Origin of the sequence: Haloferax sp. S2CR25, assembly GCF_031624535.1 — an archaeon.
Lineage (GTDB): Archaea > Halobacteriota > Halobacteria > Halobacteriales > Haloferacaceae > Haloferax > Haloferax massiliensis.
Genome location: NZ_JAMQOO010000001.1, coordinates 459,390 through 481,186 on the forward strand (window position 1 = coordinate 459,390; position 21,797 = coordinate 481,186).

25 protein-coding genes are annotated in these 21,797 nt (G+C 70.0%); 17 read left to right on the plus strand and 8 right to left on the minus strand.

The features are described 5' to 3' along the window. The first annotated feature begins 219 nt into the window (after window positions 1-219). From NDI65_RS02395 to NDI65_RS02425, 7 genes are all read left to right on the plus strand, one after another. Entirely contained in the window at window positions 220-2,016 is a 1,797-nt protein-coding gene (locus NDI65_RS02395) for a BatA and WFA domain-containing protein (RefSeq protein WP_310893372.1), read from the plus strand. Then, window positions 2,016-4,472 (plus strand): VWA domain-containing protein, encoded by a 2,457-nt coding sequence (locus tag NDI65_RS02400; protein ID WP_310893374.1) that lies wholly within the window; start codon window positions 2,016-2,018, stop codon window positions 4,470-4,472. The genes NDI65_RS02395 and NDI65_RS02400 overlap by 1 nt, the downstream gene beginning before the upstream one ends. Then, window positions 4,469-5,092 carry a uroporphyrinogen-III C-methyltransferase gene (locus tag NDI65_RS02405; protein WP_089778243.1) on the plus strand — a complete coding sequence of 208 codons (624 nt, stop codon included), beginning with the start codon at window positions 4,469-4,471 and terminating at the stop codon, window positions 5,090-5,092. The genes NDI65_RS02400 and NDI65_RS02405 overlap by 4 nt, the downstream gene beginning before the upstream one ends. After that, window positions 5,085-6,044 (plus strand): hypothetical protein, encoded by a 960-nt coding sequence (locus tag NDI65_RS02410; protein WP_310893377.1) that lies wholly within the window; start codon window positions 5,085-5,087, stop codon window positions 6,042-6,044. Before NDI65_RS02405 ends, NDI65_RS02410 begins: the two co-directional genes overlap by 8 nt. Further along, entirely contained in the window at window positions 6,037-7,053 is a 1,017-nt protein-coding gene (locus NDI65_RS02415) for a MoxR family ATPase (RefSeq protein WP_089778247.1), read from the plus strand. The genes NDI65_RS02410 and NDI65_RS02415 overlap by 8 nt, the downstream gene beginning before the upstream one ends. Window positions 7,054-7,060: 7 nt before the next feature. Next, window positions 7,061-7,951, plus strand: a complete 891-nt coding sequence (locus NDI65_RS02420) for a DUF58 domain-containing protein (RefSeq protein WP_089778249.1) — start codon at window positions 7,061-7,063, stop codon at window positions 7,949-7,951. A 66-nt stretch (window positions 7,952-8,017) separates the two neighbouring features. Then, the gene (locus NDI65_RS02425; RefSeq protein WP_089778251.1) at window positions 8,018-9,256 is read left to right on the plus strand and encodes an MFS transporter; all 1,239 of its coding nucleotides are present in this window, start codon (window positions 8,018-8,020) and stop codon (window positions 9,254-9,256) included. A gap of 41 nt (window positions 9,257-9,297) precedes the next feature. Here the strand turns inward: NDI65_RS02425 and NDI65_RS02430 are convergent, their stop codons facing one another. Next, window positions 9,298-9,450: a hypothetical protein gene (locus NDI65_RS02430; RefSeq protein ID WP_167344119.1), complete on the minus strand. Its 153-nt coding sequence runs from the start codon at window positions 9,448-9,450 to the stop codon at window positions 9,298-9,300. Between the two features lie 149 nt (window positions 9,451-9,599). On the opposite strand from NDI65_RS02430, the gene NDI65_RS02435 reads away from it, so the two are divergent. Next, entirely contained in the window at window positions 9,600-10,046 is a 447-nt protein-coding gene (locus NDI65_RS02435; protein ID WP_089778252.1) for an ester cyclase, read from the plus strand. A 37-nt stretch (window positions 10,047-10,083) separates the two neighbouring features. On the opposite strand, the gene NDI65_RS02440 is transcribed toward NDI65_RS02435, so the two are convergent. Next, window positions 10,084-10,281 (minus strand): hypothetical protein, encoded by a 198-nt coding sequence (locus NDI65_RS02440; RefSeq protein WP_004063678.1) that lies wholly within the window; start codon window positions 10,279-10,281, stop codon window positions 10,084-10,086. Between the two features lie 307 nt (window positions 10,282-10,588). Here NDI65_RS02440 and NDI65_RS02445 point away from each other — a divergent pair, with 307 nt between their 5' ends. Next, complete coding sequence (locus NDI65_RS02445) at window positions 10,589-11,014, plus strand: EamA family transporter (protein WP_310893381.1); 426 nt, start codon at window positions 10,589-10,591, stop codon at window positions 11,012-11,014. Between the two features lie 82 nt (window positions 11,015-11,096). Further along, window positions 11,097-11,660: a thioredoxin family protein gene (locus NDI65_RS02450; RefSeq protein WP_310893382.1), complete on the plus strand. Its 564-nt coding sequence runs from the start codon at window positions 11,097-11,099 to the stop codon at window positions 11,658-11,660. Between the two features lie 33 nt (window positions 11,661-11,693). On the opposite strand, the gene NDI65_RS02455 is transcribed toward NDI65_RS02450, so the two are convergent. Next, window positions 11,694-12,122 carry an RNA-binding protein gene (locus tag NDI65_RS02455; protein WP_310893383.1) on the minus strand — a complete coding sequence of 143 codons (429 nt, stop codon included), beginning with the start codon at window positions 12,120-12,122 and terminating at the stop codon, window positions 11,694-11,696. Window positions 12,123-12,157: 35 nt separating this feature from the next. Then, on the minus strand, window positions 12,158-12,364 hold the full coding sequence (locus NDI65_RS02460; RefSeq protein WP_089778256.1) for a DUF1918 domain-containing protein: 207 nt from the start codon (window positions 12,362-12,364) through the stop codon (window positions 12,158-12,160). A gap of 160 nt (window positions 12,365-12,524) precedes the next feature. Here NDI65_RS02460 and NDI65_RS02465 point away from each other — a divergent pair, with 160 nt between their 5' ends. Further along, complete coding sequence (locus NDI65_RS02465) at window positions 12,525-13,100, plus strand: NUDIX domain-containing protein (protein ID WP_089779889.1); 576 nt, start codon at window positions 12,525-12,527, stop codon at window positions 13,098-13,100. A gap of 13 nt (window positions 13,101-13,113) precedes the next feature. On the opposite strand, the gene NDI65_RS02470 is transcribed toward NDI65_RS02465, so the two are convergent. Then, a complete protein-coding gene (locus tag NDI65_RS02470) occupies window positions 13,114-13,491 on the minus strand; it encodes a 2Fe-2S iron-sulfur cluster-binding protein (protein ID WP_089778258.1) in 378 nt (125 codons plus the stop codon). A 182-nt stretch (window positions 13,492-13,673) separates the two neighbouring features. Between NDI65_RS02470 and NDI65_RS02475 the strand changes: the two genes are divergently transcribed. From NDI65_RS02475 to NDI65_RS02485, 3 genes are all read left to right on the plus strand, one after another. After that, a complete protein-coding gene (locus NDI65_RS02475) occupies window positions 13,674-14,357 on the plus strand; it encodes a DsbA family protein (RefSeq protein ID WP_089778259.1) in 684 nt (227 codons plus the stop codon). A 147-nt stretch (window positions 14,358-14,504) separates the two neighbouring features. Next, window positions 14,505-15,092, plus strand: a complete 588-nt coding sequence (locus NDI65_RS02480; RefSeq protein WP_089778261.1) for a TlpA disulfide reductase family protein — start codon at window positions 14,505-14,507, stop codon at window positions 15,090-15,092. After that, window positions 15,092-15,784 (plus strand): cytochrome c biogenesis protein CcdA, encoded by a 693-nt coding sequence (locus tag NDI65_RS02485; protein ID WP_089778263.1) that lies wholly within the window; start codon window positions 15,092-15,094, stop codon window positions 15,782-15,784. The genes NDI65_RS02480 and NDI65_RS02485 overlap by 1 nt, the downstream gene beginning before the upstream one ends. 39 nt (window positions 15,785-15,823) lie before the next feature. Here NDI65_RS02485 and NDI65_RS02490 read toward each other — a convergent pair whose 3' ends face one another. Then, window positions 15,824-17,122 carry a twin-arginine translocation signal domain-containing protein gene (locus tag NDI65_RS02490; RefSeq protein ID WP_089778265.1) on the minus strand — a complete coding sequence of 433 codons (1,299 nt, stop codon included), beginning with the start codon at window positions 17,120-17,122 and terminating at the stop codon, window positions 15,824-15,826. 145 nt (window positions 17,123-17,267) lie between these two features. On the opposite strand from NDI65_RS02490, the gene NDI65_RS02495 reads away from it, so the two are divergent. Genes NDI65_RS02495 through NDI65_RS02505 form a run of 3 tightly spaced genes read left to right on the plus strand, consistent with a single transcriptional unit; the run spans window position 17,268 to window position 20,271 of the window. Next, window positions 17,268-17,939 carry an SCO family protein gene (locus NDI65_RS02495; protein WP_089778267.1) on the plus strand — a complete coding sequence of 224 codons (672 nt, stop codon included), beginning with the start codon at window positions 17,268-17,270 and terminating at the stop codon, window positions 17,937-17,939. After that, window positions 17,936-18,997: an iron transporter gene (locus NDI65_RS02500; RefSeq protein WP_310893384.1), complete on the plus strand. Its 1,062-nt coding sequence runs from the start codon at window positions 17,936-17,938 to the stop codon at window positions 18,995-18,997. The genes NDI65_RS02495 and NDI65_RS02500 overlap by 4 nt, the downstream gene beginning before the upstream one ends. Window positions 18,998-19,053: 56 nt before the next feature. Continuing rightward, window positions 19,054-20,271 (plus strand): MFS transporter, encoded by a 1,218-nt coding sequence (locus NDI65_RS02505; protein ID WP_310893385.1) that lies wholly within the window; start codon window positions 19,054-19,056, stop codon window positions 20,269-20,271. Here the strand turns inward: NDI65_RS02505 and NDI65_RS02510 are convergent. Both NDI65_RS02510 and NDI65_RS02515 read right to left on the minus strand, forming a co-directional pair. Next, on the minus strand, window positions 20,247-20,741 hold the full coding sequence (locus tag NDI65_RS02510) for a hypothetical protein (protein ID WP_089778272.1): 495 nt from the start codon (window positions 20,739-20,741) through the stop codon (window positions 20,247-20,249). The two genes, NDI65_RS02505 and NDI65_RS02510, sit on opposite strands and share 25 nt — an antisense overlap. Before the next feature lie 43 nt (window positions 20,742-20,784). Next, window positions 20,785-21,759 (minus strand): aldo/keto reductase, encoded by a 975-nt coding sequence (locus NDI65_RS02515; protein WP_089778274.1) that lies wholly within the window; start codon window positions 21,757-21,759, stop codon window positions 20,785-20,787. Between the last annotated feature and the right edge of the window lie 38 nt (window positions 21,760-21,797).

Consider the following 21,797-nt stretch of genomic DNA (forward strand, 5'->3'; position numbering starts at 1 on the left):
AAATAACCTTAGAGCATAAAATTGTGTCGTGTTATAATTCAAGTGCATTGTTATGCAATGACGTACTTTCAATTGACAGTCTAATGCACCGCGGTTATTCAATCGGCGAATCGGCCCGCGCGAGCGCCCCCGACGTTCACGTATTCCGACAGGTCGATATTCCGGAACGTGTCAACGAATAGGGAAACAGCCATACCGGAGGCGCGCCACGGGTCGGGCATGGCCCTCGACGAGTTCTTCTTGTTTCCCCTCGGGTTGGTCGCCCTCCTCGGTGCGGTCCCGCTCGTCATCCTCTATCTGTTGCGGCCGGAGCCGGTCCGGCGCACCCTCCCGACCTTCCGGTTCCTCGCGGACGCGGCGGGGCGAAGCGCCTCGAACCCCATCTTCGACCGCCTGCTTCGGAGCCTGCTTCTCCTCATCCAACTGCTCGCGCTCGTCGCGCTCGTCGGGTCGCTGGCGACGCCCTACGTGTTGGTCCCCGAGTCGGAGACGGTCCAAGAGACCGTCCTCGTCGTGGACACGAGCGCGAGCATGGGCGTCCGCGACGGCGGCGGGACGCGATTCGACAGCGCCCTCGCCGCGGCGCGAGACGAGGTCTCCGGCACGACCTCGGTCGTCGCGGCGGGGGCGAACGCGGACGTGGTGCTCCGCCGGGGGAGCGCGACCGACGCCCGAGCCGCCCTCGACGGCCTGCAGGCGAGCGCGGCCCCCGGCGACCTCCGCTCGGCGATCACCGCCGCCGCCTCCGTCGCCGGCGAGGACGCCCGCGTCGTCGTCCTGAGCGACTTCGCCGACGACTCGCCGTGGAGCGACGCGGTCCGCGAGGCCCGCGCCCGCGGGCTCGTGGTCGAACTGCAACAGTTCGCGGGCGGCGGGCAGGGCAACGTCGGCATCGTCGACCGGCGCTTCTCCGGCCCGAACGTCACCGTGACGGTGAAGAACTACGGCGAGTCGGCCGTCACGCGGACGCTCTCGCTCGCCGGGACCACCCGCGAGGTCCGGCTGGACCCCGACGACGTGGCGACCGCGACGCTCCCGGTCCCCGCGGGCGGCGGCCGGGTCGCGCTCTCGCCGGGCGACGCCTTCCCGACCGACGACGCGCTGTTCGTCGCGGCCCCCGAGGACGCGTCGGTGGACGTGCTCGTCCTCACGAACGACGAGAACCGCTACCTGACGGCCGCGCTGTCGGTCATCCCCGAGGTGTCTCTGACCGTGGACAACCCGCCGACGGCCGTCTCGACGGACTACGACGTGGTCATCTACAGCAACGTCAACCCCGGTCGCCTGCTCGCGGGCAACGTCGAGGCCGGCCGGGAGATCGTCGCCGACGGCGGCGGCGTGGCGATTCAGGCCCAAGAGGAGTCGCCGAACTACGGCGACCTGCGCCTCGTCTCGCAGGGGCCCATCGAGACGAACCCGACGGTCGGGACCGTCGAGAGCCACCCGATAACCCGCGACATCACCTTCCCGCCGCCGACCGAGTACGTCGCGGGCGACCTCCGGGCGGGCCAGTCGCTCGTGAACACGACCGGCGGAACCTCGCTCGTCGCCGTCGAGCGCCGCGGGGCCGGTCGCGTCCTCTACTACGGCTTCATGGAGGACAGTTCGGCGTTCAAGTACAACTACCAGTACCCCGTGTTCTGGAAGCGCTCGGTGTTCTACCTCGCCGGGCGCTCGACGCTTTCCGAACTGAACCGCGAGACGGGCGGGTCGCTCGCGGCGGGCGCGAACCAGACCGTCGGGACGCCCGCCGGCGAGGCGACCGGCCCGGAGGTCCGCCTCGACGACGCCGGCTTCTACCGCGTCGGCGACGAGCGGTTCGCGGCGTCGCTCCTCAGCGAGGCCGAGTCCGACGTGGCCGCCGCGCCGCTGGACGGCGAGTCGGCCCCCGGAGACTACCCGACGCGGGTCGAAGAGCGCGAGGTTCCGGACCCGCTCACCGAGTGGGCCGCACTGGTCGCGCTCGCGGCGACGATGGTCGAGTTGGCGTACCTGCGCCGGCGGGGTGACCTCTGATGGCGGCGCTCGGGTCGGCGTCGGCCGCGCTGGCCGCGCTCGACGCCGTCGCCGCCACGGCTCCCGCCGCCGCGACGACGCCCCTCGCGTGGACCGTCGAGGCCGCCGGGCGGACGCTCGGCCTCCAGCGCCCGCTGTTCCTCGTCGCGCTCCCGGTGGCCGCGCTCCTCGCGTGGGCGCTCATCTTCCGCGGGGCCGACGGGACCGCCGGCGGGCGCTCCCGGCGGCTCCTGTTCGCGTCCCGGCTCCTCGTCGTCCTGTGCTTGGTCGTCGCGGCCGCGGGGCCGTACACCGTCACGACGCGGCAGACCGACGGCGACCCGCAGGTGACGCTCCTCGTCGACGACTCCGACAGCGCGGCGGTCACCGAGGACGTGGCGTCGCAGCTCGCGGCGGACATCGAGGACGAGGGCGTCCCCGTCACGACCTCGACGGTCGCCCGCGGCGACGAGTCGCCCATCGGGGACGCCGTCGCGGCCAACCTCAGACCGGACGGGACGGTCGTCCTCGTCTCCGACGGGCGGGTCACCTCGGGGCGGAGCCTCGCCTCCGCGACGACCCTCGCCCGCGACCTCAACGCGACGGTGAGCGCGGTCGCGGCCGAACCGACCGAGGCCGAGCAGTACGTCACCGTCAGCGGCCCGTCGAAGACCAGCGTCGGCGTCGAGAACGCCTTCCTCGCGCAGGTCGACGGCGTCGTCCCCGACGACGTCGAGACCGCGACCGTCGAACTCGTCGTGGACGTCGACGGCGAGGAGGTCGCCCGCGAGACGGTCAACACCACCGACGGCATCGAGTTCTCGCGGACGTTCGAGACCACCGGCACCCACCGCGTCACCGCCCGCATCGACAGCGACGACCGCTTCGAGACGAACGACGTGTTCCGCAAGACGGTCCGCGTGGTCGAGCCGCCGCGGGTGCTGTACGTCTCCCGCGGCGACTATCCGTTCCGCGGCTACCTCTCGCAGCTGTACGACGTGGAGACCGCCGAGGCCGTCCCCGCGGACCTCTCGTCGTACCACGCCGTCGTCCTACAGGACGTGCGCGCCGAGGACGTGGGCAACACCGAGTCGCTCCAGCGGTTCGTCATCGACGGCGGGGGCCTGTTGACCGTCGGCGGGCGCAACTCGTTCGAAAACGGCGGCTACGACGGGTCGAGCCTCGCGTCGATGCTCCCGGTCACGACCGGCGAGGGCGCGTCCCAACAGACGAACCTCGTCTTCGCCATCGACGTCTCCGGCAGCGCGGAAAGCGGCATGCGCGTCCAGAAGTCGGTCGCGCTCGACGCGCTCGACCAGCTCGGCGACGAGAACCGGGTCGGCATCGTCGGCTTCAACTACCGCGCCTACGACGTCGCGCCGCTCCGCCCGCTCGGGCCGAACCGCGAGTCGACCGCCGACCTCATCCGCCGCCTCCAGTCCGGCGGCGCGACCGACATCGCGGTCGGTCTCGACGGCGCGGCCCAGCAGCTCGGCGACAGGCGCGGGACGATTATCCTCATCAGCGACGGTCACGACCGGTTCCAAGACGCCGCGACGCTCGCGGACCAACTCGGCCGCGACGGAGTCAGCGTCATCACCATCGGAACCGGGCCGAGCCCGAACGAACGGACGCTCCGGGCCATCGCGCGGGCGTCCGGCGGGAACTACCTCAGGGCCGACGAGACCGACCGGCTCCGCATCCTCTTCGGCGGGTCGAACCGCCAGTACGCGGGCGACGGCCTCACGGTCGTCGACCAGAACGACTTCGTCACCGCCGGGGTGGAACTGACCGCCAACCCCGGCAGCGTCAACGACGTGTCGGTCAGGAGCGGCGCGAACTTCCTCGTCGCGGCCGACGACGGCACGCCCGCGGTCGCCTCGTGGCGCTACGGCCTCGGCCGCGTCGCCACCGTCACCGCCTACGCGGGCGACGGCACGCTCGACGGCCTGCTCCAGCGCCCCGACTCGCTCCTGCTCACGAAGACCACGAACTACGTCATCGGCGACCCCGAGCGGAAGGCGTCCGGCGTCGCCGAGGCGTCGGACACCCGGGTCGGCGAGCCGACGACCGTCGTCTACCGCGGCGGCGAGCGCCCGCGGGGCGTCGAGGAACTGTCCTTCTCGGCGGTCGATACCGGCGTCTACGAGGCGACCGTCGTCCCCACCGAGACGGGCTACCGAGACGTGCTCGACACCGCCTTCGCGGTGAACTACCCCGTCGAGTACGCCGGGTTCGGCCGGTCGGCCGCGCTCGAAGCCGCCGTCTCCGACAGCGGCGGGACGATGTACGGCCCCAACGACGCGGCCGAAATCGCCGCGTCCGCCCGCGACAACGCCGCCGGCGTCCAACCCGTGCGCGACGACTGGGCGGCCGCGTTCGTCGCCGCCGCGTTCCTCCTCTACCTCGCGGAGGTGCTCGTCCGGCGTCTTCAAGTGTATCGGGGTCGAACGCAAAGTGAAGGTGGTCTGATATGAGCGCCCTTGGTCGGTCCCTCAACGTCGGTCTCGTCGTCATCGTCGTCCTCCTCACCGCCGGAACCGTCGGCGCGACGATGTTCTACCAGTACTCGGTCGACTCGCTCGACGAGCAAAACGAGCAGTTGCGCGAGCGAAACGCGGCGCTCGAAGAGGACCTTTCGCAAACCCGACAGAACCTGTCGGCGACGCGGACGGAGCTACGGGAGCTGAACGACAGCCTCGAACGCACCCGCGGCGACGTCTCGCAGGTCTCCGACAGCCTCGAAGACACGGAGTCGCAGCTGTCGTCGACGCAGGGCGAACTGTCGTCGACGCGGGGCGAGCTTCAGGAGACGGAAAACAGCCTCGAAGACGCCCGGAGCCGAATCAGCGACCTCACGGCGACGCTCGACGACCTCGAAGAACAGCGCAACCGCCTCGAAAACCAGATAGACGACCTCGAAACGGACAACGAGGAGCTCGAAGCGACGAACGACCGACTGGAGGACCGCATCGGGTCGCTTCGGTCCGACGTCTCCCGCCTCGAAGACCGGGTCAGCGAACTCGAAGCGGAACTCCAGCAGGCCTGTTCCGGCTACCAAGCGGGCAACGAACCGGCGGTGTGTAGCGATGTCTGAAACGACCCCCGACGACGCCGACGTCGACGCCGATGTCGATGACGCCGACGCCGCCGCCAACGAGGCGGGTTCGCCCGACGACGCGGGACCCGCTCGCCGCGAGGCGATGGCCGACGCCGTCCGCGAGGTTCGCCGCGAGGCCGCGAAGGCCGCCGTCGTCTCCAGCGCCGTCGACGCGGCGGTGGCGACGCTGTTGGCGAACGTCGCGTTCCGGGTCGTCGAACTCCCCGTCGAGTCGTCGGTGTCGCTCGGCTTCCTCCCGCGGGTCGACCCGGGCGTCTCGGTCCACGCCGCCGTCCCGCTCGCCCTCGCGGTGGGCCTCCTCGTCGGCGTCGCGGAGTACCTCATTCTGATGCGGGAGCCGCCAGTCGAGCAGTTCGAGGCGGTGAACCCCTCGGTCGCCGAGGCGCTGCGGACCGCCCGCGACCTCGTCGCCGACGACGGGAACCCGAACCGCGACTCGCGCATGTCGGTCGCGCTCTACGACGACGTGCTGTCCCGCCTTCGGGAGTCGTCGTCGGTGGAACTGCTGCCGACCCGCCGCATCGTCGGCGCGCTCGTGGTCGCCTTGCTCCTCTCGGCGGGGAGCATTCAGGTCGCCATCTCGGACATCCAGTTCGATGGGCTCGCGGGCGACGCCGCGTCCGCGGGCGGCGGCCCCGACCGGTTCTCCGACGAGGAGACGCGGCTCCAGAACGGGAGCTCCATCCTCGGCGACCCCGAGGACGTGGCCGCCGGCTCGGAGCAGTTGAACGCCACCGTCGCCGGCACCGGCGGCAGCGGCGACGGAGACGGGCCGGACTCGTCGGCCGCGGCCTACGACTCGACCGGCTACGGCGGCGACGGCGCCGTCGAGAGCCAGCGCGCCGGCTACCTCGCCGACGACACGCTCGAAGAGGCCGACCTGATTCGCGACTACAGCTTAGAGATACGAGAGAACGAAGATGAGTGACAACCCAGACCGGCCCGGAGACGACGGACAGCAGACCGCAGTTGACGGCGAGGCCGCGGTCCCGACAGACGACGACCTCAGCATCGAGGAGCTCCAAGCGAGCGTCGGCGCGGTCAGAGACGAAGTCGGAAAGCGCATCATCGGCCAGCACGACGTGGTCGAGCGACTCCTCGTCTGCGTCCTCTGCGACGGCAACGCGCTCCTCGAATCGAACCCCGGACTGGGGAAGACGACGCTCGTGCGCGCCCTCTCGGACGCGACGGACCTGGGGTTCTCGCGCGTGCAGAACACGCCCGACCTGATGCCCTCGGACATCACCGGCACCGAAATCATCCGCGAGACGCCGGAGGGCCGGGACTTCGTGTTCGAGCGCGGCCCCATCTTCGCCAACGTCGTCCTCGCCGACGAGATAAACCGGGCGACGCCGAAGACGCAGGCCGCGCTCCTCGAAGCCATGCAGGAAAAGCAGGTGACCGCCGCGGGCGAGACCTACGAGCTTCCGGACCCGTTTTTCGTCCTCGCCACGCAGAACCCCATCGACCAGGGCGGAACCTACCCGCTCCCGGAGGCGCAGACCGACCGCTTCCTGATGAAGATTCTCGTCGGCTACCCCGAGTTCGACGAGGAGCGGACCATCGTCAAGCAGTACGCCGAGGGCGCGGCGTCGCCCGAGGTCGAGCGCGTCCTGCCGCGGACGCACCTGCTCGCGGCCCAGCGGTTGGTCCGGCAGGTTCCCATCTCCGACGACATCCGCGACCGGACCATCGAACTGGTCCGCCGGACCCGCGAGGACGAGCAGGTCGAGTTCGGCGCGAGCCCCCGCGCGAGCATGGCGCTCGTCCTCGCCGCGAAGGCGCGGGCGTTCGTCCACGGGCGCACCCACGTCTCGTGGGAGGACGTCGTCGAGATGGCCCCGCCGGTCATCAGACACCGCGTCATCCTCGACTTCCGGGCGGAGCGCGAGGGGCTGTCGCCCGACGACGTGATTCAACGGCTGTTGAACGAGTGACCGACGGATGATAGACCCCGGCTTCCTCGACGAACTCGACCGCTTCGACACCTCGCTGAAGCGCGTCTCGAACGCCCGACGGCAGGGCGAACAGGAGTCGCCGGACGTGGGCGAGGGGCTCACGTTCAGCGACCACCGCCGGTACGCCGCCGGCGACGACCCGCGGCTCATCGACTGGAAGGTGTACGCCCGGACCGAGGAGCTGTTCATAAAGCGGTTCGAGGCCGAGCGGAACCTGACGGTCCACGTCCTCCTCGACGCCTCGGCGTCGATGGACTTCGGCGAGGCCGACGCGAACAAGTTCGAGTACGGCGCGAAGCTCGGTCTCGGCTTCTGCCACCTGACGGCCGAGGAGAACAACGACTTCCGGTTTTCGCTCCTCGGCGATTTGCCCGACCGCATCGACACCGACGCGTCGAGCCGCGGCGAGGTGCTCCGGCTCGTCGAGCACCTCAACGAGACGACGCCCGGCGGCGACGGCGACATCACGGCGGCGCTCTCGACCTACGCCGAGAGCATCCACTCGCGGTCGCTCGTGGTCGTCGTGAGCGACCTGCTTTTCGACCCCGACGACGTGGCCGCCGGCCTCGCAGCGCTCGCGCGGAACGACGTGCTCGTCGCGCAGGTGCTCACCTCCGAGGAACTCGGCCCCGAGGCGACGGGCGACGCCATCTTCGAGGACCCCGAGTCCGAGGCGACCCGCCGGACCTACTTCGGCGGGTCGGCGGCCCGACAGTACACCGACCGACTCCAATCGCATCTCGCGGCGGTCGACGAGCGGTGTCAGGCGCTCGGCATCGAGCGCGAACTCGTCGACACCGGCGCGGACTTCTTCGACACGTTCGCCGACCTCTGGCTCGGCGCGCGGCTCGGCGGCGAGCGGCGCGGTGGCGGCTGACCGGCGTCTCGGACCAACGTCGCCGCGGACCGCGGGCTTTTCACGAATCACCCCCCATTGACCGGTGTGACGGAGACACAGGAGCGCCGCGTGGTCGGCCTCGTCGCCGGCTCGCACGTCGTCAACCACGCGTATCTGGTCGCGCTCGCGCCCGTTATCGGCCTCGTCGCCGACGACTTCGGCGTGAGTATCGCCGCCGTCGGCCTCGCCATCGGCGTCCAAGGCGGCGTCGTGACGCTCCTGCAACTCCCCTTCGGCTACCTCTCGGACGCGCGGAGTCGGACGCTCGTCCTCGCAATCTCGCTCGTCGCCGGCGCGGCGGGCATCGTCGCCACCGCGCTCGCGCCCTCGTATTCGTGGCTCCTCGCCTCGCAGGCGCTTCTCGGCGTCGGCATCGCGGGCCACCACCCCGCCCACTACCCGCTTTTGGCGACCGCCTCCTCGGAGACGAACCGCGGGCGGGCGTACTCGCTGCACGCCCTCGGCGGGTCGCTGGGCTTCGCCGTCTCGTACGCCATCGCCGCCGGCGTCGGCGCGCTCGGCCTCGGCTGGCGCTGGACCGTCGCGGGAATCGCCGTCTTCGGCGCGGCGTTCGCGCTCGTCGCGCTCCCGGTCGCCCGCGGCTTCCCCGAGCGAATCCGGAAGCCGGCGGCGGAGGACCGCCCGTCGTCGCGCCCCACGCTCGCGGGGATTCGGCGGGGCGCGTCGGAACTCCTCTCGTCGTCGGGGCTGCTGGGCCTCACGGTCCTCTCGTTTCTCACCTCGGCGGCCGCGTGGTGCATCCGGACGTACGCGCCGCAGCTGCTCACCGCCGGCTACGGCCTCGCGCCGGGGACGGCGAACCTCCTCGTCTCGGCGATGCTCGTCGTCGGCGCGGGGACGATTCTCGTCGGCGGCGCGCTCACCGACCGGGTCGGCCCCGGCACCGTCGCCCTCGGCGGCTACGCCGCGCTCGCGGGGCTGGCGACGCTCCTTGCGAGCGGGTCGCTCCCGCTCGCGCTCGTCGTGTTGATTCTCCCGCTGAGCGGAACCATCAGCGTCTCTCGCCCCGCGCGCTCGACGCTCGCCGACCGCCTCTCCGAGCGCGCCGACCTCGGGAAGAACTTCGCCGTCGTCACCGTCGGCATCTCGCTCGGCGGGGCCGTCGCGCCCCCGGCGTTCGGGGCGCTCATCGAACTCGCGGGCGTCCGCGTCACCTTCGGCGTCGTCGCCGTCCTCGGCCTGCTCTCGGTCGGGCTGACGCGGTGGCTCCTCGGGCGAGTCGACGGGTCGGCGCGGCGGCCGCAGACGGCCCCGAGCGACTGACGGCGGCGCGTTCGTGCTCGGTTACTCGCCGCTCCTCGCGTTCAGTACTCGTCTTCTCGACCCACGAGCACCCCGAGCGCGATGCCGACGGCCGCGCCGAACCCGGCACCGAACGGCCCCAGAAACGCGAACCCCGCGCCGCCGAAGACGAGCGCCGGAACGAACACCGCAATCGGCGAGACAGCAGCGGACATACCCCACGATTCCGTCCCCACGGTGATAGTTCCGTTGACACTTCGCGGTCGCGAGAGACTGAATCCCGATTCCCTTCTCCGGCGACGTTCGTGATGCCAAGAACCCATAACTAAGCCGCTGTCGGCCGTCTCTCCGAACGGTGGTGGAAATGGCAGCAACATCCGAGAGAGAACAACAGCACCGAGACTCGTTCATGCGCGTGGCGGACGAACTGTGGAACAAACGCGAGTACGAGGTCATTGGAGAGGAGTACGACCCGCTGGTCGAGGTCCACGCGTTTTCCGACCCGGAGGGAATCATCGGGACCGACGCGGTCGAGGAGTGGGCGCGGCGGTACCACGACGCCTTCTCCGACTTCCACGTCGAACTGTTCGACGTGACGGCGCGGGATGACAGCGTCTACGGCCGGTATCGACTGACCGGCACCCACGACGGGACGCTCCGGAGCGCCCGCGGCGACATCCCGGCGACCCACCGGAAACTCGATACGTGGGGTATCGTGCAGGCGCGCTACGAGGGCGGCCTGTGCGTCGAAGAGTGGAACAGCACCGACATCATGTCGATGCTGTCGCAACTCGGCGTCGCTCCCGAGTGAACCGACCGCACCGCGAAAAACAACCGTTTTTGGCCGCCTATCCGGACCATTCGCCGCGAACGTCGTCGGCGACCGCATCGCGCCACATGCCGAACCCCTGTTGACAGATGGGGCTCTCTTCGAGGTGGTCCATGAACCCCTCTCCTTCGCTCTCCAGTTCGTCGAGACAGAACGGACAGCGAGTCGGGTCGTCCCACGTGTGCGCGATTACCGAGGGTTGTACTTCCTGGGACATACCCACCAATACGCGATAATACTTGATAAAAATTTGGTCGTTGGCTCTATCTAGCTCTATTCGTCTATCGAGAGTTGACGTTTGTACTCGATTCTAAACTGAATCATGGCGCGCCGTCACCGTGTTATCGCGGTCCGTTCGCGCTACCTGCGTCCGAATGACTCGTCGAAATCACTGACCGCTGACTGTCCGTTGGGGACGTGGTGAGGCGATGGCGCTTATTCAACATGCCAGACTCGTCAAGTCTGAGCGTTTCACGGAGCCACGAACCGTAACCCTATACACGACTCGGTACCGCGTTCTATCCGTGAATTACATCTCGTGGGCGGTCGTCGCGCTCGGGGCCTACTCCCTTGTCGCGCCGCTGATGAAAGTGGCGACGACGGGACAGGGGAAGATTCCGAGCGACGTGGCCGCGCTGGTCGCCAACACCGTGCTCGTCGTGGGAACCATCGGGGTCATCGCCGTCTCCGGGCAGAGCGTCACGGACTCGGTCGTGAGTTCGAAACTCCCCTACGTCCTCGCCGCCGGTGCCTGTCTCGCGGTCGGCATCCTCTCGTACTACCGGGCGCTCGCGCTCGGCCCCGTCTCCATCGTCGCCCCCATCTTCGGGATGTTCCTCGCGATTTCGTCGGTCGTCGGCATCGTCGCGCTCGGCGAGCCGCTGACGGTTCGCAAGGTCGCCGGCATCGCCTTCGCCGTCCTCGCAATCGCCCTCGTCTCCATCGACTGAGCGGTCGTCGCGGAGCCGTCGAGGACGACGCGGAACTGCCGCGGGCCAACCGCTTTTGGTGCTCGCGGGCCAACGCGCCGCCATGGTACTGCTCGAATCCGACTCCGAGCTCGAACGCGGCGACGCCGCGCCCGACTTCGAACTCCCCGGCACCGACGGCGAGACGTACTCCCTCTCGTCGTTCGCCGACTACGACGCCCTCCTCGTCGTCTTCACCTGCAACCACTGTCCGTACGCGAAGGCGAAGTTCGAGGAGCTGAACCACCTCGCGAGCGCCTACGACGACCTCGCGGTCGTCGGCATCAACCCCAACGACGCCGCGGACCGCCCCGAAGACTCCTTCGAGAAGATGCGGGAACTCGTCGAGGACGGCACCATCCAGTACACCGCCTACCTCCGCGACGAGTCGCAGGCGGTCGCCGCCGAGTACGGAGCCGTCTGCACGCCCGACCCGTTCCTCTTCGAGAACGCCGGCGACGGCTTCGAACTCGCGTTCCACTCCCGCATCGACGACGCGATGAGCCCCGACGACGAGGTCTCCGACTACGAGATGCGCACGGCCGTCGAGGCGCTCCTCGCCGGCGACGACATCCCCGTCGAGGAGTCCCCCTCGCAGGGCTGTTCCATCAAGTGGAAAGACCAGTAAAATAGCGCGACCGCGCTCGCCAGACTCGCGGTCCTACTCGTCGCCGAGGAGGGCTTCGCGGGCGTTCTCCACCGCGGCTTCCTTCTTCGCCGGGTAGGCCTCGACTTTCGCGCGGAGCGTGATCCCCCCGCCGCGACGGGCCTCGCCCTTGAACGCGGCCTGTTTGTCCAACCGCAGGAAGAACTCCGTGTTGTCCGTGACGCGCTGGTCGAGTTCGTCGAGGAGCGTCTCGAAGTCGGGGAGGTCGCGAATCTTGGCGAGGACGTGCCGCACGTCGTTCGCGCGCTCGACGCGCGCGGAGAAGACGATGATGCGGTCGCCGTGGTGGCCGGTGCTCTCGACGCGGTCGACGTCGAACTCGTCGGGGAGGAACGTCCGAAGCGCCTCCTCGACCCGTTTTTCGTCTTCCGTCTCGTAGCAGAACGTCCGGAGGTCGATGTAGTGGAACGGAACGCGTGGCATAGTGGGTCTGAGAGGCGTCGGTCGGTGTCGGTCGCTTACTCTTCGTCGGCTTCGTCGTCGTCGCCGTCGGCGGCTTCGAGCTGGTCCTGCGCGATGCCGACCTCCTGACCCTCGTCGAAGCTGATGGTGTAGGTCGGCTCGCCGAACATGCTCTCGATGACCTGCGTGACCGTGCCGGTCTCGCCGTCGAACTCGCTGTGCTTGTCGTGCAGAACGACCTTGTCGTCTTTCTCGAAGCTCATACGCACAGGTTCCGCGCCACCGGATAAAAGGGCGATGATTGGCAGCGAAGTCGCCGCTTCCCCCGCGGACGGCGCGTGTCGAAGCCGATTTGTGGAGCCGCGCCGAACCGTGGGGTATGCCGAGTCGCCCGCTCGCACATCGACCGCCGGCCGCGCGCCGATGACGGTCGACGACCTGTGGTTCCTCGCCGACGAGGCGCGACAGCGCGCGGAGCAGGCCTACCACCGCCTGCGCCGGAGCCACGCCGACGCCGACTACCTCGAACCGGTCCACACCCGCCGCGTCTCCCGCCCCCGCTTTCGGACGCTCGCCTCCCGCGTGAAGTCCACGGGGACGCCCTACGGCGTCCACACCGTCGTCCGCCGCCGCGACGACGAGATACTGCTCGTCCGCCACGAGGGCGTCGACCTCTGGGTCCTCCCCGGCGGCGGCGTCGACGGCGACGAGGGCTTCACCGAGGCCGCCCGGCGCGAACTCGCCGAGGAGGCCGGCATCAGCGCCGACTACGGCGGCCTCGCGATGGCCACGCGAATCGACATCCGCTGCGACGGCCACCAGACGTGGGGCGTGATGCCCGTCTACCGCGCCCGCGCCGACGAGACCGCCGAACTCAGCGTGAACGACCCCGACGAGGAGATATCGGCCGCGCGGTGGTTCCGCGTCTCGGAGCTCCCGGCGGACACCCGCGACCGCGACGACCTGCTTTCGTGGTACGACCACGTCGCCGGCGACTGACCGGGCCGCCGGCTCAGTTGGTCGTCCCTCGCGCGTCTCGTTCGTCTTCCGCTTCGGCGTCGTCACTCTCGTCGTCTCCGACGTGTTGGCCCCAGAAGCCGGGGTACTTCTCCACCCAGAGGTCGCCGAGGACGACCGTCTGGCACGCGAGTCGAAGCCCCGAGTCGGGGTCGTGCGGGGGGAACCGGAGCCGGCGGCGCTCCTTTTTCGTCCGGTAGGTCACGGGGCCGCGAACCTCGACGGCGCAGGTACCGCAGGAGCCGCCGCCGCGGCAGTTGAACCACGACGAGTGACCGTTGTGCGGCGACTCACCGGCCGCGCGGAGCACGTCGCGGAGGACGTCCCCGCGGTCGCACTCGATTTCCCGGCCGCGGAAGTGGACGGTTGGCACGTGTGAGGGGACGCCGCAGGGGGGTTAATCAGTGTCGTTTGTGGGACGACGGAAACCGGATCGGGACCGGCGGCCGCCGCGCCGCGTCGATTCCCGAATCGAACCACGGGAAGCGGCAAGCACCTCCGAAACCCCGCGATTCGCCTCGGAGAATCTAAGTTCGTTCGCCCCCGAGGCCGACCATGCGCAACACACGACGCGCGTATCTCGCCGCCACGGCGGGTGCGCTGACGCTGGGCACCGCCGGGTGCCTCGGCGGCGGAAGCGGCGGTTCCGGCGACGACGCCGTCGCCGCCATCGGTTGCGAGGTCCCCGAACGCGACGCGGTCAGCTCCCTCCCCACGCCCGTCATCGGGTCCGAGGACGCGAGCGTCGTCGTCGACGTCTGGGAGGACTTCGCCTGTCCCCACTGCGCGACCTTCGCGGTCGACGTCGCTCCGCAACTCCGGTCCGAGTACGTCTCCGAGGGCGTCGTCCGCTACCGCCACCACGACTTCCCGATTCCGGTCGACGACTGGTGGTCGTGGAAGGGCGCTTCGGCGGCCCGCGCCGCTCAGGACGAGGCCGACGACGAGACGTTCTTCGACTTCGCCCACACGCTCTACGAGAACCAGTCGGAGTTCGGCGGCGGCGACGCCGAGGGCTCGCTGTCGACGCTCCAGTCGCTCGCGAACGACGCCGACCTCGACGGCTGTTCTGTCGCCGCGGCCGCCGCTCGCGAGCGTTACCGCCCGCTCATCGAGGCCGAACGAACCGATGCCGTCGACGAGCGCGGCTTCCAGAGCACGCCGACCGTCCTCGTCGACGGCGAGCAGGTCGCCCCGCGGTGGTCCGACCTCCAGAGCGCCGTCGAGAACGCCCGGTAACCGGACGCGAATCGCACGATTCGACGCCCGCACCACCTCCCGCGCGGGATTCGTGCGCGACACCAGCGACGCTTTACGGCGGGGTTCACTAGCCACGAGTATGCACACGACGCGACCGCGGTCCCGACTCCGACGAGGTGACGCCCGGTGAGACGACGCGCCCTCCTCTCTCTTCTCGCGGGCGCGGGCGTCGCCGGCTTCGCGGGCTGTCTCGGCGACGGGACGGCATCCCCGGAGACGACCGAGGCGACAGCCGGAGCCGCCGACGAGAGCACCGAGACCGCCTCAGCGACGGCGTCGTCCGAGGCCGGCGACCTCCCGCTCGTCGTCGACACCGTCGACGCACGGGGGTCGTCGGCCGGCGAGGTTCGAATCCCCGCCGAGGGGACGCCGACCGTCCTCGACCTCTTCGCGACGTGGTGTGCGCCCTGCGTCGCCCAGATGGAGTCGCTTCGGGCGCTCCACGATGAGTTCGGCGACGACGTGGCGTTCGTCTCGGTGACGAACGAGCGCCTCGGCGGCGGCCTCACGATGGACGATATCCGCGACTGGTGGGCCGAACACGACGGGAACTGGACGGTCGGCCACGACCCCGACAGCGACCTGATGCGCGCGGTCCGCGCCAACGGCCTCCCGTATCTCGTCGTCTTCGACGCCGACGGGTCGATAGCGTGGACGCACCGCGGCCTCGCCAGCGAGGAGAACCTCCGGGCGGCCGTCGAGGACGTCGCCTGATGCCCGGGTTCGGTCTCGGTCCCGCGCTGGGACTCGACCCCGGATTCGCCGGCACGCTCGCGTTCGCCGTCAGCGCGGGCGTCGCCACCTTCTTCGCGCCCTGCGCCTACCCGCTTCTCCCGGGCTACGTCGGCTACTACCTCTCCAGCGAGGAGTCGGACCTCGGCGGCGCGGTCGTCCGCGGGGCGGTCGCCTCGCTCGCCGCGCTGGTCGTCCTCGGCGCTATCGGGAGCGCGCTCGCGGTCGTCGGCGGCCGCATCGCCTCGCATCTCGCGCTCCTCGAACCGCTCGTCGGCGCGGCGCTCGTCTGCTTCGGCGTCCTCATGTTCACGGGTCGCGCGCCGAGCCTCCACGTCGTCCTCCCGGAGTACCGGTCGTCCGTGACCGGCTTCGCCGTCTTCGGCGGGGTGTACGGCCTCGCGGCGGCCGGCTGCGTCGTCCCGATTTTCCTCGGCGTCGTCACCCAGTCGCTCGCGCTCCCGACCGGGCAGGCCGTTCTCTCGCTGGGGGCCTACGCCGCGGCCGCGGCGCTCCCGCTTGCGGTCGTCACCGTCGCGGCCGCGCTCGGCGACGGGCTCGCCCGTCTGTTTTCGGGCTACGTCGGATGGATTCAGAAGGTCGCCGCGGTCGCGATGGTGCTCGCCGGTCTCTGGCAGATTTGGCTGGCGCTGTCGTTCTTGGGACACGTCTGAGGGCGCGGCTGGCTGAACACGTAACCGAAGGCGCTCGACTCAGTCTTCCAGCCCCGGCACCTCGCCGGTCGGCGTCGGCAACGCTCGAAGCCGCCGCGGCGGCACGAGGAAGTTGCCGCGGCGCTTGACGAAGATGTACTCTAAAATCCCGTTGTTGACGCGCTGGCGGACGGTCGGCACGTCGGTCAGGTCGGTGCCGTTCATCGCCTCGCGGACCTCCTCGAACGCCGAGATACCGCGCTGGAGCGACGGGAAGTGCAGGCTCGCCACGCCGTCGTCGTCCGACTCGAAGTGTCTGCGGAGGAGTCTGACGTTGCCCTCCTCGTCGCGGTTGGCGCGGGCGGCCTTCTGGGCGTGGCCGACGTGCCCGAACTCGAAGGCGTCGTCGCGGAGGCTGTCGAGCATCGCGTCGATACCGCTGTCGTCGCCGAGGTTGTCGCCGACGCCCTCGACGAGGTCCTGCTCGGCGTGCGCGGGCGAAAACAGCTTCATGACCCGGTGGTAGCGGTCCTCCTCGTCGTACCAGTCCGAGAGGCGCTGGCGGATGTTCGCCACGTGTTTCGTGGTCGCGCCCGCGAACGGCCCCTCGTCGATGGTGACGTACGCTTCGGTGGCCTGATTCCCGGCGAAGCCCGCTTTGAACCCCATGAACAGCGGCGATTCCTCGGGAACGGGGTTCCCGTCCGGGATGCCGTTCAGGTCGGACTGGTGCTCCGCGGGGAGTCCGGCCCCGACGAAGCCCGTCCGCCGGGAGGCGACCGAGAAGACGCCCGAGAGGTCGGCGGCGACGGCGACGCCGTTTGCCTCGTCGGTCTCGCCGAGGAGGGCTTGTTCGGCTTCGAGAACCGCGTCGGCGCGGTCCGACGCGAGGTGGACGAGCGCGTCCTGCCGGTCGAAGTCGGGCGTCTCGAACGGCGACAGCGCCCGCGGTTCGGGCAGGTCGACGCTGTCGGGAAGCGGGTCGTCGAAGCGGTCGAAGTACCGCGGGGTGTAGGCGGCCGACCAGATGACGCCCTCGTGGCTCCGCTCGTAGGCGCGGTCGAGGACGCGGAAGGCGCGCTCGACGGTCTCGCGGTCGGACTCGTCGGGCGGCCCCTCGCCGTCGAGGTCGAGGTAGAGGAGCACCTGATGTCTGGGCATCTCGGCGTTGCCGTGGTCGTCCTCACGGCAGAACTCGTTCCACGCGTGCTGTCGGCTCGGAAGCGTCTCGAACGCGTCGGTCCCCGCCGGGACGGGGTCGTCCGGTGCCCTGTCGAGGCAGGCGGACAGCGCCGCCGCGCCGCCCGCGGCGACCGCGGCCTTCAGGAACTCCCGGCGGGACGGAGACCCGTCGAACATACCTCGGCTAAGGACTTCCCGGGGAAGTCCGTTCTGGTGTGTGCGTCGAAGCTTTCACCCTCGGTCGTGCGGAACGAGAACACGCGCGCTGGCGTTCGAAACGCACACCAAACGGCATTTCAGTACCGGGGCGCTAGCGAGGGTAATGAAACGACGTACGTATCTCCGCGCCGCCGGGGCGGGCGCGGCCGTCGGGCTGGCGGGCTGTCTCGGTGGCGGCGACGCCAACCCGAACGTGTCGCTGTCGAAGCCAGACCGCGAGAACGACGTGTCCAGCGAGGACCTCCCGTACCCGGCGTGGGGCCAGCGGGTCCCCGACGTGACGCTTTCGGACCCCATCGCGGGGAGCGAGGTGTCGGTCCGCGACATCGACGGGCCGCACTTCCACACGTACTTTTTCACCAACTGCATGACCGTCTGTCCGGTCCTCATCAGCGCGCTCCGCGAGGTCCAGATCCACTCGGTCAGCGAGGGCTACGCCGACGAGGTGTCGTTCTACCCCATCACGTTCGACCCCGCCCGCGACGACGCCGACGCCTTCCGCGCGGAGGCCGACCAGATGAACGTCGACATGGACACGGGGAACTGGCACTTCCTCCGCCCCGCCGACGAGGCCGAGGCGAAGTCCGTCGTCGAAGACCGGTTCGGCGTCTTCTTCCAGAAGAACGAGCCGAACGACGAGGGCAACTACATGTTCACCCACCTCGGTCTCGTCTCGCTGGTCAACGGCGACGGCTACGTCGAGCGGACCTACCGCGGCAACCAGCCGGACGAACAGACGCTCATCGACGACCTCACCGCGCTCCGGGAGGCATGACGAGTCGGCGTCGGTTCCTCGCGGCGGGCGGGACCGCCGCGGCCGCCGGGCTCTCGGGCTGTCTCGCCGAACTCGGCCGGCTCTACACGTCGAGCGAACCGCCGGTCGTCTCGGACCGCCCCGACGAGGTGTACGTCCCCACCCACACCGAGGGGATGCGCACGGTCGGCACCGCCGACGCCGGCGACCTCCGGGTGGGCGTCTTCTACAGCTATCCCCACCGCTTCTGGGTGATGGCCGACGAGGGCGACGGCTTCGGCACGTCGCGGACATCAGTCGAGACCGGCGACGACGTGCATCTCATGGCGTCCGTCTGGGACCCCGAGACGGGCGTCGTCGTCCCCGACACCGGACTCTCTATCGAAATCGCCCGCGACGGCGACCTCGTGAGCGAGGAGGTCGTCTACGCGATGCTCTCCCAGCGGATGGGCTTCCACTACGGCTCGAACTTCGGCCTCGACGGCGACGGCACCTACGAGGTGACGGTGGACGTGGGCGTGCCCTCCCTGCGCCTGTTCGGCGACCTCGCCGGGCGATTCGAGTCGCCCGCGACCGCGACGCTCGACTTCGAGTACAGTTCCGGCGACCGCGACGACCTCCCGTACACGATGTTCGACGACCAGCAGGGCGACCCCGGCGCGGTCAGGCCGATGGAGACGGACGGTCTCCCCCTCGGCCTCGGCCCCGCGACGCTTCCGGGGACGGCGCTGGGGGCCGCGGCGACTGGGGGCCTCCGACTCGTCGGCACCGCCCTCGACGCCGACCGCTTCGGCGACGACCCGTACCTCGCCGTCTTCCCGCTGACGCCCTATAACCGCCTTCTCGTCCCGCGGCTGGGCCTCACCGCGACCGTCGCGTCCGGCGGCTCGACCCGCTTCGATGGCCGCCTCGAACCCGGCCTCGACGCCGACCTCGGGTTCCACTACGGCGCGTCGGTGCCGGGGCTCGCCGGCGGCGACGCGACCGTCGACCTCGCGGTTGACGTGCCGCCGCAGGTCGCTCGCCACGAGGGCTACGAGACGGCTTTCCTCGACTTCGACCCCGTCCGCCTCGGGTAACGGCAACCGAATCGAACAAGGACAGGGCTATTTTCGTCGGGACCGACCGAACCCGTATGGACTCGACGCGCCGCGAACGCGCGACGCTCGCGCTCGCCGTCTGGGGCGTCCTCGTCTCGCAGGTGCTCCTCTACCCCGGCGTCTCCGACCTCGTGACCGCCCTCGGCGGCGGACGGGGGGAGTACGACCTCTCGGCAGGGATGCTGTTTCTCGTCGCCGAGTTCGCCTCGTTCGTCGCCTTCTCCAGCGTCTGGGGCGCGCTCTCGGACGCGCTCGGCCGGCGGACGTGGCTCATCGTCGCGGGCGCGCTCGGCGGCGCGGCCAGCTACGTCGCGCTCCTCGCGCTCGCGACGCTCCCGTGGCTCGACGCGACCTTCGGCGCGGTGCTCGCCGTCCGCCTCGTCGGCGGCGCGATGACCATCGGCGCGTTCTCGCTGTCGATTACGATGCTCGCGGACCTCTCGGGGGGCAACGGCCGGAACATGGGCGCGGCGGGCATCGCCATCGGCCTCGGCGCGGCGCTCGGCTCGGTCGTCGGCGGCCAACTCACGACTATCGACCCCCTCGCGCCGCTGTACGCGTCGGCCGCGTCGCTCACCGCCGTCGCCCTGCTCGTCACGACCGTCACCGACCGGACGCCCGACTCGACTCGCGTCGGCGTCGGCGTCGTCCTCAAGAAACTGGCCGCCCGGCCGGCGTTCGCGGTCCCGTACGCCTTCGGCTTCATCGACCGCATGACCGCCGGCTTCTTCGCCCTCGTCGGGGTGTACTACTTCCGCGAGGCGTTCGGCGTGAACGCCGCCGTCGCGGGCGGGGTGCTCGCGCTCTTTTTCGTCCCCTTCGCGCTCCTGCAGTACCCCCTCGGCTCGCTGTCCGATCGCGTCGGCCGGTTCGTCCCCGTCGTCGCGGGGTCGGTGCTCTACGGCGTGTCCATCGTCGCCGTCGGCGTCGCGCCCGCCTTCGAACTCGCGGCCGGGCTGATGGTCGTCGTCGGCGTCTTCGGCGCGCTCGTCGCGCCCGCGACGATGGCGCTCGTCACCGACCTCGCCGACTCGGGCGAGCGCGGGGCGGCCCTCGGCGGCTTCAACGTCTTCGGGAGCCTCGGCTTCCTCGCCGGCTTCCTCATCGGGGGCGTCGTCGCCGACGTGGTCGGCTACCTCCCGTCGTTCCTCGTCGTCGGCTTCGCCGAGGTGGCCATCGCCGTCGTCGCGCTCCGGGCGGTGAAGCGACTCGACGGCATCGACGCGAGTCAGACGCCGTCGAGCGCCGACTGAAGCTCGGCGTTCACGACGAGCCACATCCCGCGGAGGCAGACGACGACGGCGAGGCCGACGCCCGCGAGGACGAACGCCAAAAACAGGCCGACGAAGACGCCGCCGCCCCGCGGGTCGGGGACGGTCGCCGCGAACGCGCCGAGCTGGACCGCGAAGGCGACGATACCGGCGACGAGGAACGCGAGCAGCAGTTCGAGGAGACGCCAGAACGTCTCGATTCGCAGGCCGCCGCGGCCGGTGAGGAGGAGGGCGATTCGCCGCGACGCGGCCAGAAGCGAGACGGCCGTGAGAAGGAACGTCGCGGCCGCCGCGAGCGCGAAGCCGACGTGGGCGAGCGGGAGCGTCGGCGCGAGCGACGAGACGAGCGTCAGCGCGACGCCGAGGAGGACGCCGGTCGCGAGGACCGACTCGACGCCGAGAATCGCCGTCTCCGGCTCGTCGCGGGCGATTCGAGCGAGTGTCCCGTACACGGTCGTCCCTCGCTGCGGGCGCTGAAGGCTGTTTCCCTTGGGCCTACTCGTGCCCGGAGACGCGGACCGGCCGGTAGGGCTCTTCGAGGTAGTCGATGTCGGAGTCCGAGAGCTTGATGTCGAGGGCCTCGACCGCGTCTTCGAGGTGTTCGATACTGCTGGTGCCGACGATGGGCGCGTCGACCCAGTCCTTGTGGAGCACCCACGAGAGGGCGAGTTGCGCCATCTTGACGCCCTTCTCGTCGGCGAGTTCCTCGACGCGCTCGTTCACCTCGCGGCCGCCGCCCTCGAAGTAGGGGTGGCCCTTGGCGTGTTCGTCGGTCCGGCCGCGGGTCGTCGCCTCGAACTCCTCGTGGGGGCGGGTGAGGTAGCCGCGGGCGAGCGGCGACCACGGCATGACGCCGACGCCCTGCTTCTCGCAGAGGGGGAGCATCTCGCGCTCCTCCTCGCGGTACAGCAGGTTGTAGTGGTTCTGCATCGTGGCGAAGCGGTCGAGTCCGAGCGAGTCGGCGGTGTACTGCGCCTCGGCGAACTGGTGGGCCCACATCGACGACGCGCCGACGTAGCGCGTCTTGCCGCGCCGAACCGCGTCGTCGAGCGCGCGCATCGTCGTCTCGATGGGCGTGTCGTAATCGTAGCGGTGAATCTGGAGCAGGTCGAGGCTGTCCATCCCGAGGCGGGAAAGCGAGTTGTCGAGTTCCTGCTCGATGGCCTTCCGCGAGAGACCGCCGGAGTTCGGGTCCTCGTCGTCCATCTGGAAGTAGACCTTCGAGGCGACGACCGCCTCGTCGCGGCGGCCCTCAAGCGCCTTCCCGAGGACGCGCTCGGACTCGCCGTTCGAGTACATGTTCGCCGTGTCGAAGAAGTTGATACCGAGTTCGATGGCGCGGTCGACCAGTTCGAGCCCCGCCTCCTCGTCTAAGACCCACTCGCGCCACTCCGGCGTGCCGAAGCTCATACAGCCGAGACAGATTCGGGAGACCTCCATGCCGGTGTCTCCGAGCGTCGTGTACTCCATGCTCGAACATCTTCGCGAGTCGGCAAAAAGGTGGACCA

Coding starts and splice junctions, on each gene's coding strand:
- NDI65_RS02395 (WP_310893372.1), top strand. CDS start 220: ATGGCCCTCGACGAGTTCTTCTTGTTTCCCCTCGGGTTGGTCGCCCTC.
- NDI65_RS02400 (WP_310893374.1), top strand. CDS start 2,016: ATGGCGGCGCTCGGGTCGGCGTCGGCCGCGCTGGCCGCGCTCGACGCC.
- NDI65_RS02405 (WP_089778243.1), top strand. CDS start 4,469: ATGAGCGCCCTTGGTCGGTCCCTCAACGTCGGTCTCGTCGTCATCGTC.
- NDI65_RS02410 (WP_310893377.1), top strand. CDS start 5,085: ATGTCTGAAACGACCCCCGACGACGCCGACGTCGACGCCGATGTCGAT.
- NDI65_RS02415 (WP_089778247.1), top strand. CDS start 6,037: ATGAGTGACAACCCAGACCGGCCCGGAGACGACGGACAGCAGACCGCA.
- NDI65_RS02420 (WP_089778249.1), top strand. CDS start 7,061: ATGATAGACCCCGGCTTCCTCGACGAACTCGACCGCTTCGACACCTCG.
- NDI65_RS02430 (WP_167344119.1), bottom strand. CDS start 9,450: ATGTCCGCTGCTGTCTCGCCGATTGCGGTGTTCGTTCCGGCGCTCGTC.
- NDI65_RS02435 (WP_089778252.1), top strand. CDS start 9,600: ATGGCAGCAACATCCGAGAGAGAACAACAGCACCGAGACTCGTTCATG.
- NDI65_RS02440 (WP_004063678.1), bottom strand. CDS start 10,281: ATGTCCCAGGAAGTACAACCCTCGGTAATCGCGCACACGTGGGACGAC.
- NDI65_RS02450 (WP_310893382.1), top strand. CDS start 11,097: ATGGTACTGCTCGAATCCGACTCCGAGCTCGAACGCGGCGACGCCGCG.
- NDI65_RS02455 (WP_310893383.1), bottom strand. CDS start 12,122: ATGCCACGCGTTCCGTTCCACTACATCGACCTCCGGACGTTCTGCTAC.
- NDI65_RS02460 (WP_089778256.1), bottom strand. CDS start 12,364: ATGAGCTTCGAGAAAGACGACAAGGTCGTTCTGCACGACAAGCACAGC.
- NDI65_RS02465 (WP_089779889.1), top strand. CDS start 12,525: ATGACGGTCGACGACCTGTGGTTCCTCGCCGACGAGGCGCGACAGCGC.
- NDI65_RS02475 (WP_089778259.1), top strand. CDS start 13,674: ATGCGCAACACACGACGCGCGTATCTCGCCGCCACGGCGGGTGCGCTG.
- NDI65_RS02485 (WP_089778263.1), top strand. CDS start 15,092: ATGCCCGGGTTCGGTCTCGGTCCCGCGCTGGGACTCGACCCCGGATTC.
- NDI65_RS02490 (WP_089778265.1), bottom strand. CDS start 17,122: ATGTTCGACGGGTCTCCGTCCCGCCGGGAGTTCCTGAAGGCCGCGGTC.
- NDI65_RS02495 (WP_089778267.1), top strand. CDS start 17,268: ATGAAACGACGTACGTATCTCCGCGCCGCCGGGGCGGGCGCGGCCGTC.
- NDI65_RS02500 (WP_310893384.1), top strand. CDS start 17,936: ATGACGAGTCGGCGTCGGTTCCTCGCGGCGGGCGGGACCGCCGCGGCC.
- NDI65_RS02505 (WP_310893385.1), top strand. CDS start 19,054: ATGGACTCGACGCGCCGCGAACGCGCGACGCTCGCGCTCGCCGTCTGG.
- NDI65_RS02515 (WP_089778274.1), bottom strand. CDS start 21,759: ATGGAGTACACGACGCTCGGAGACACCGGCATGGAGGTCTCCCGAATC.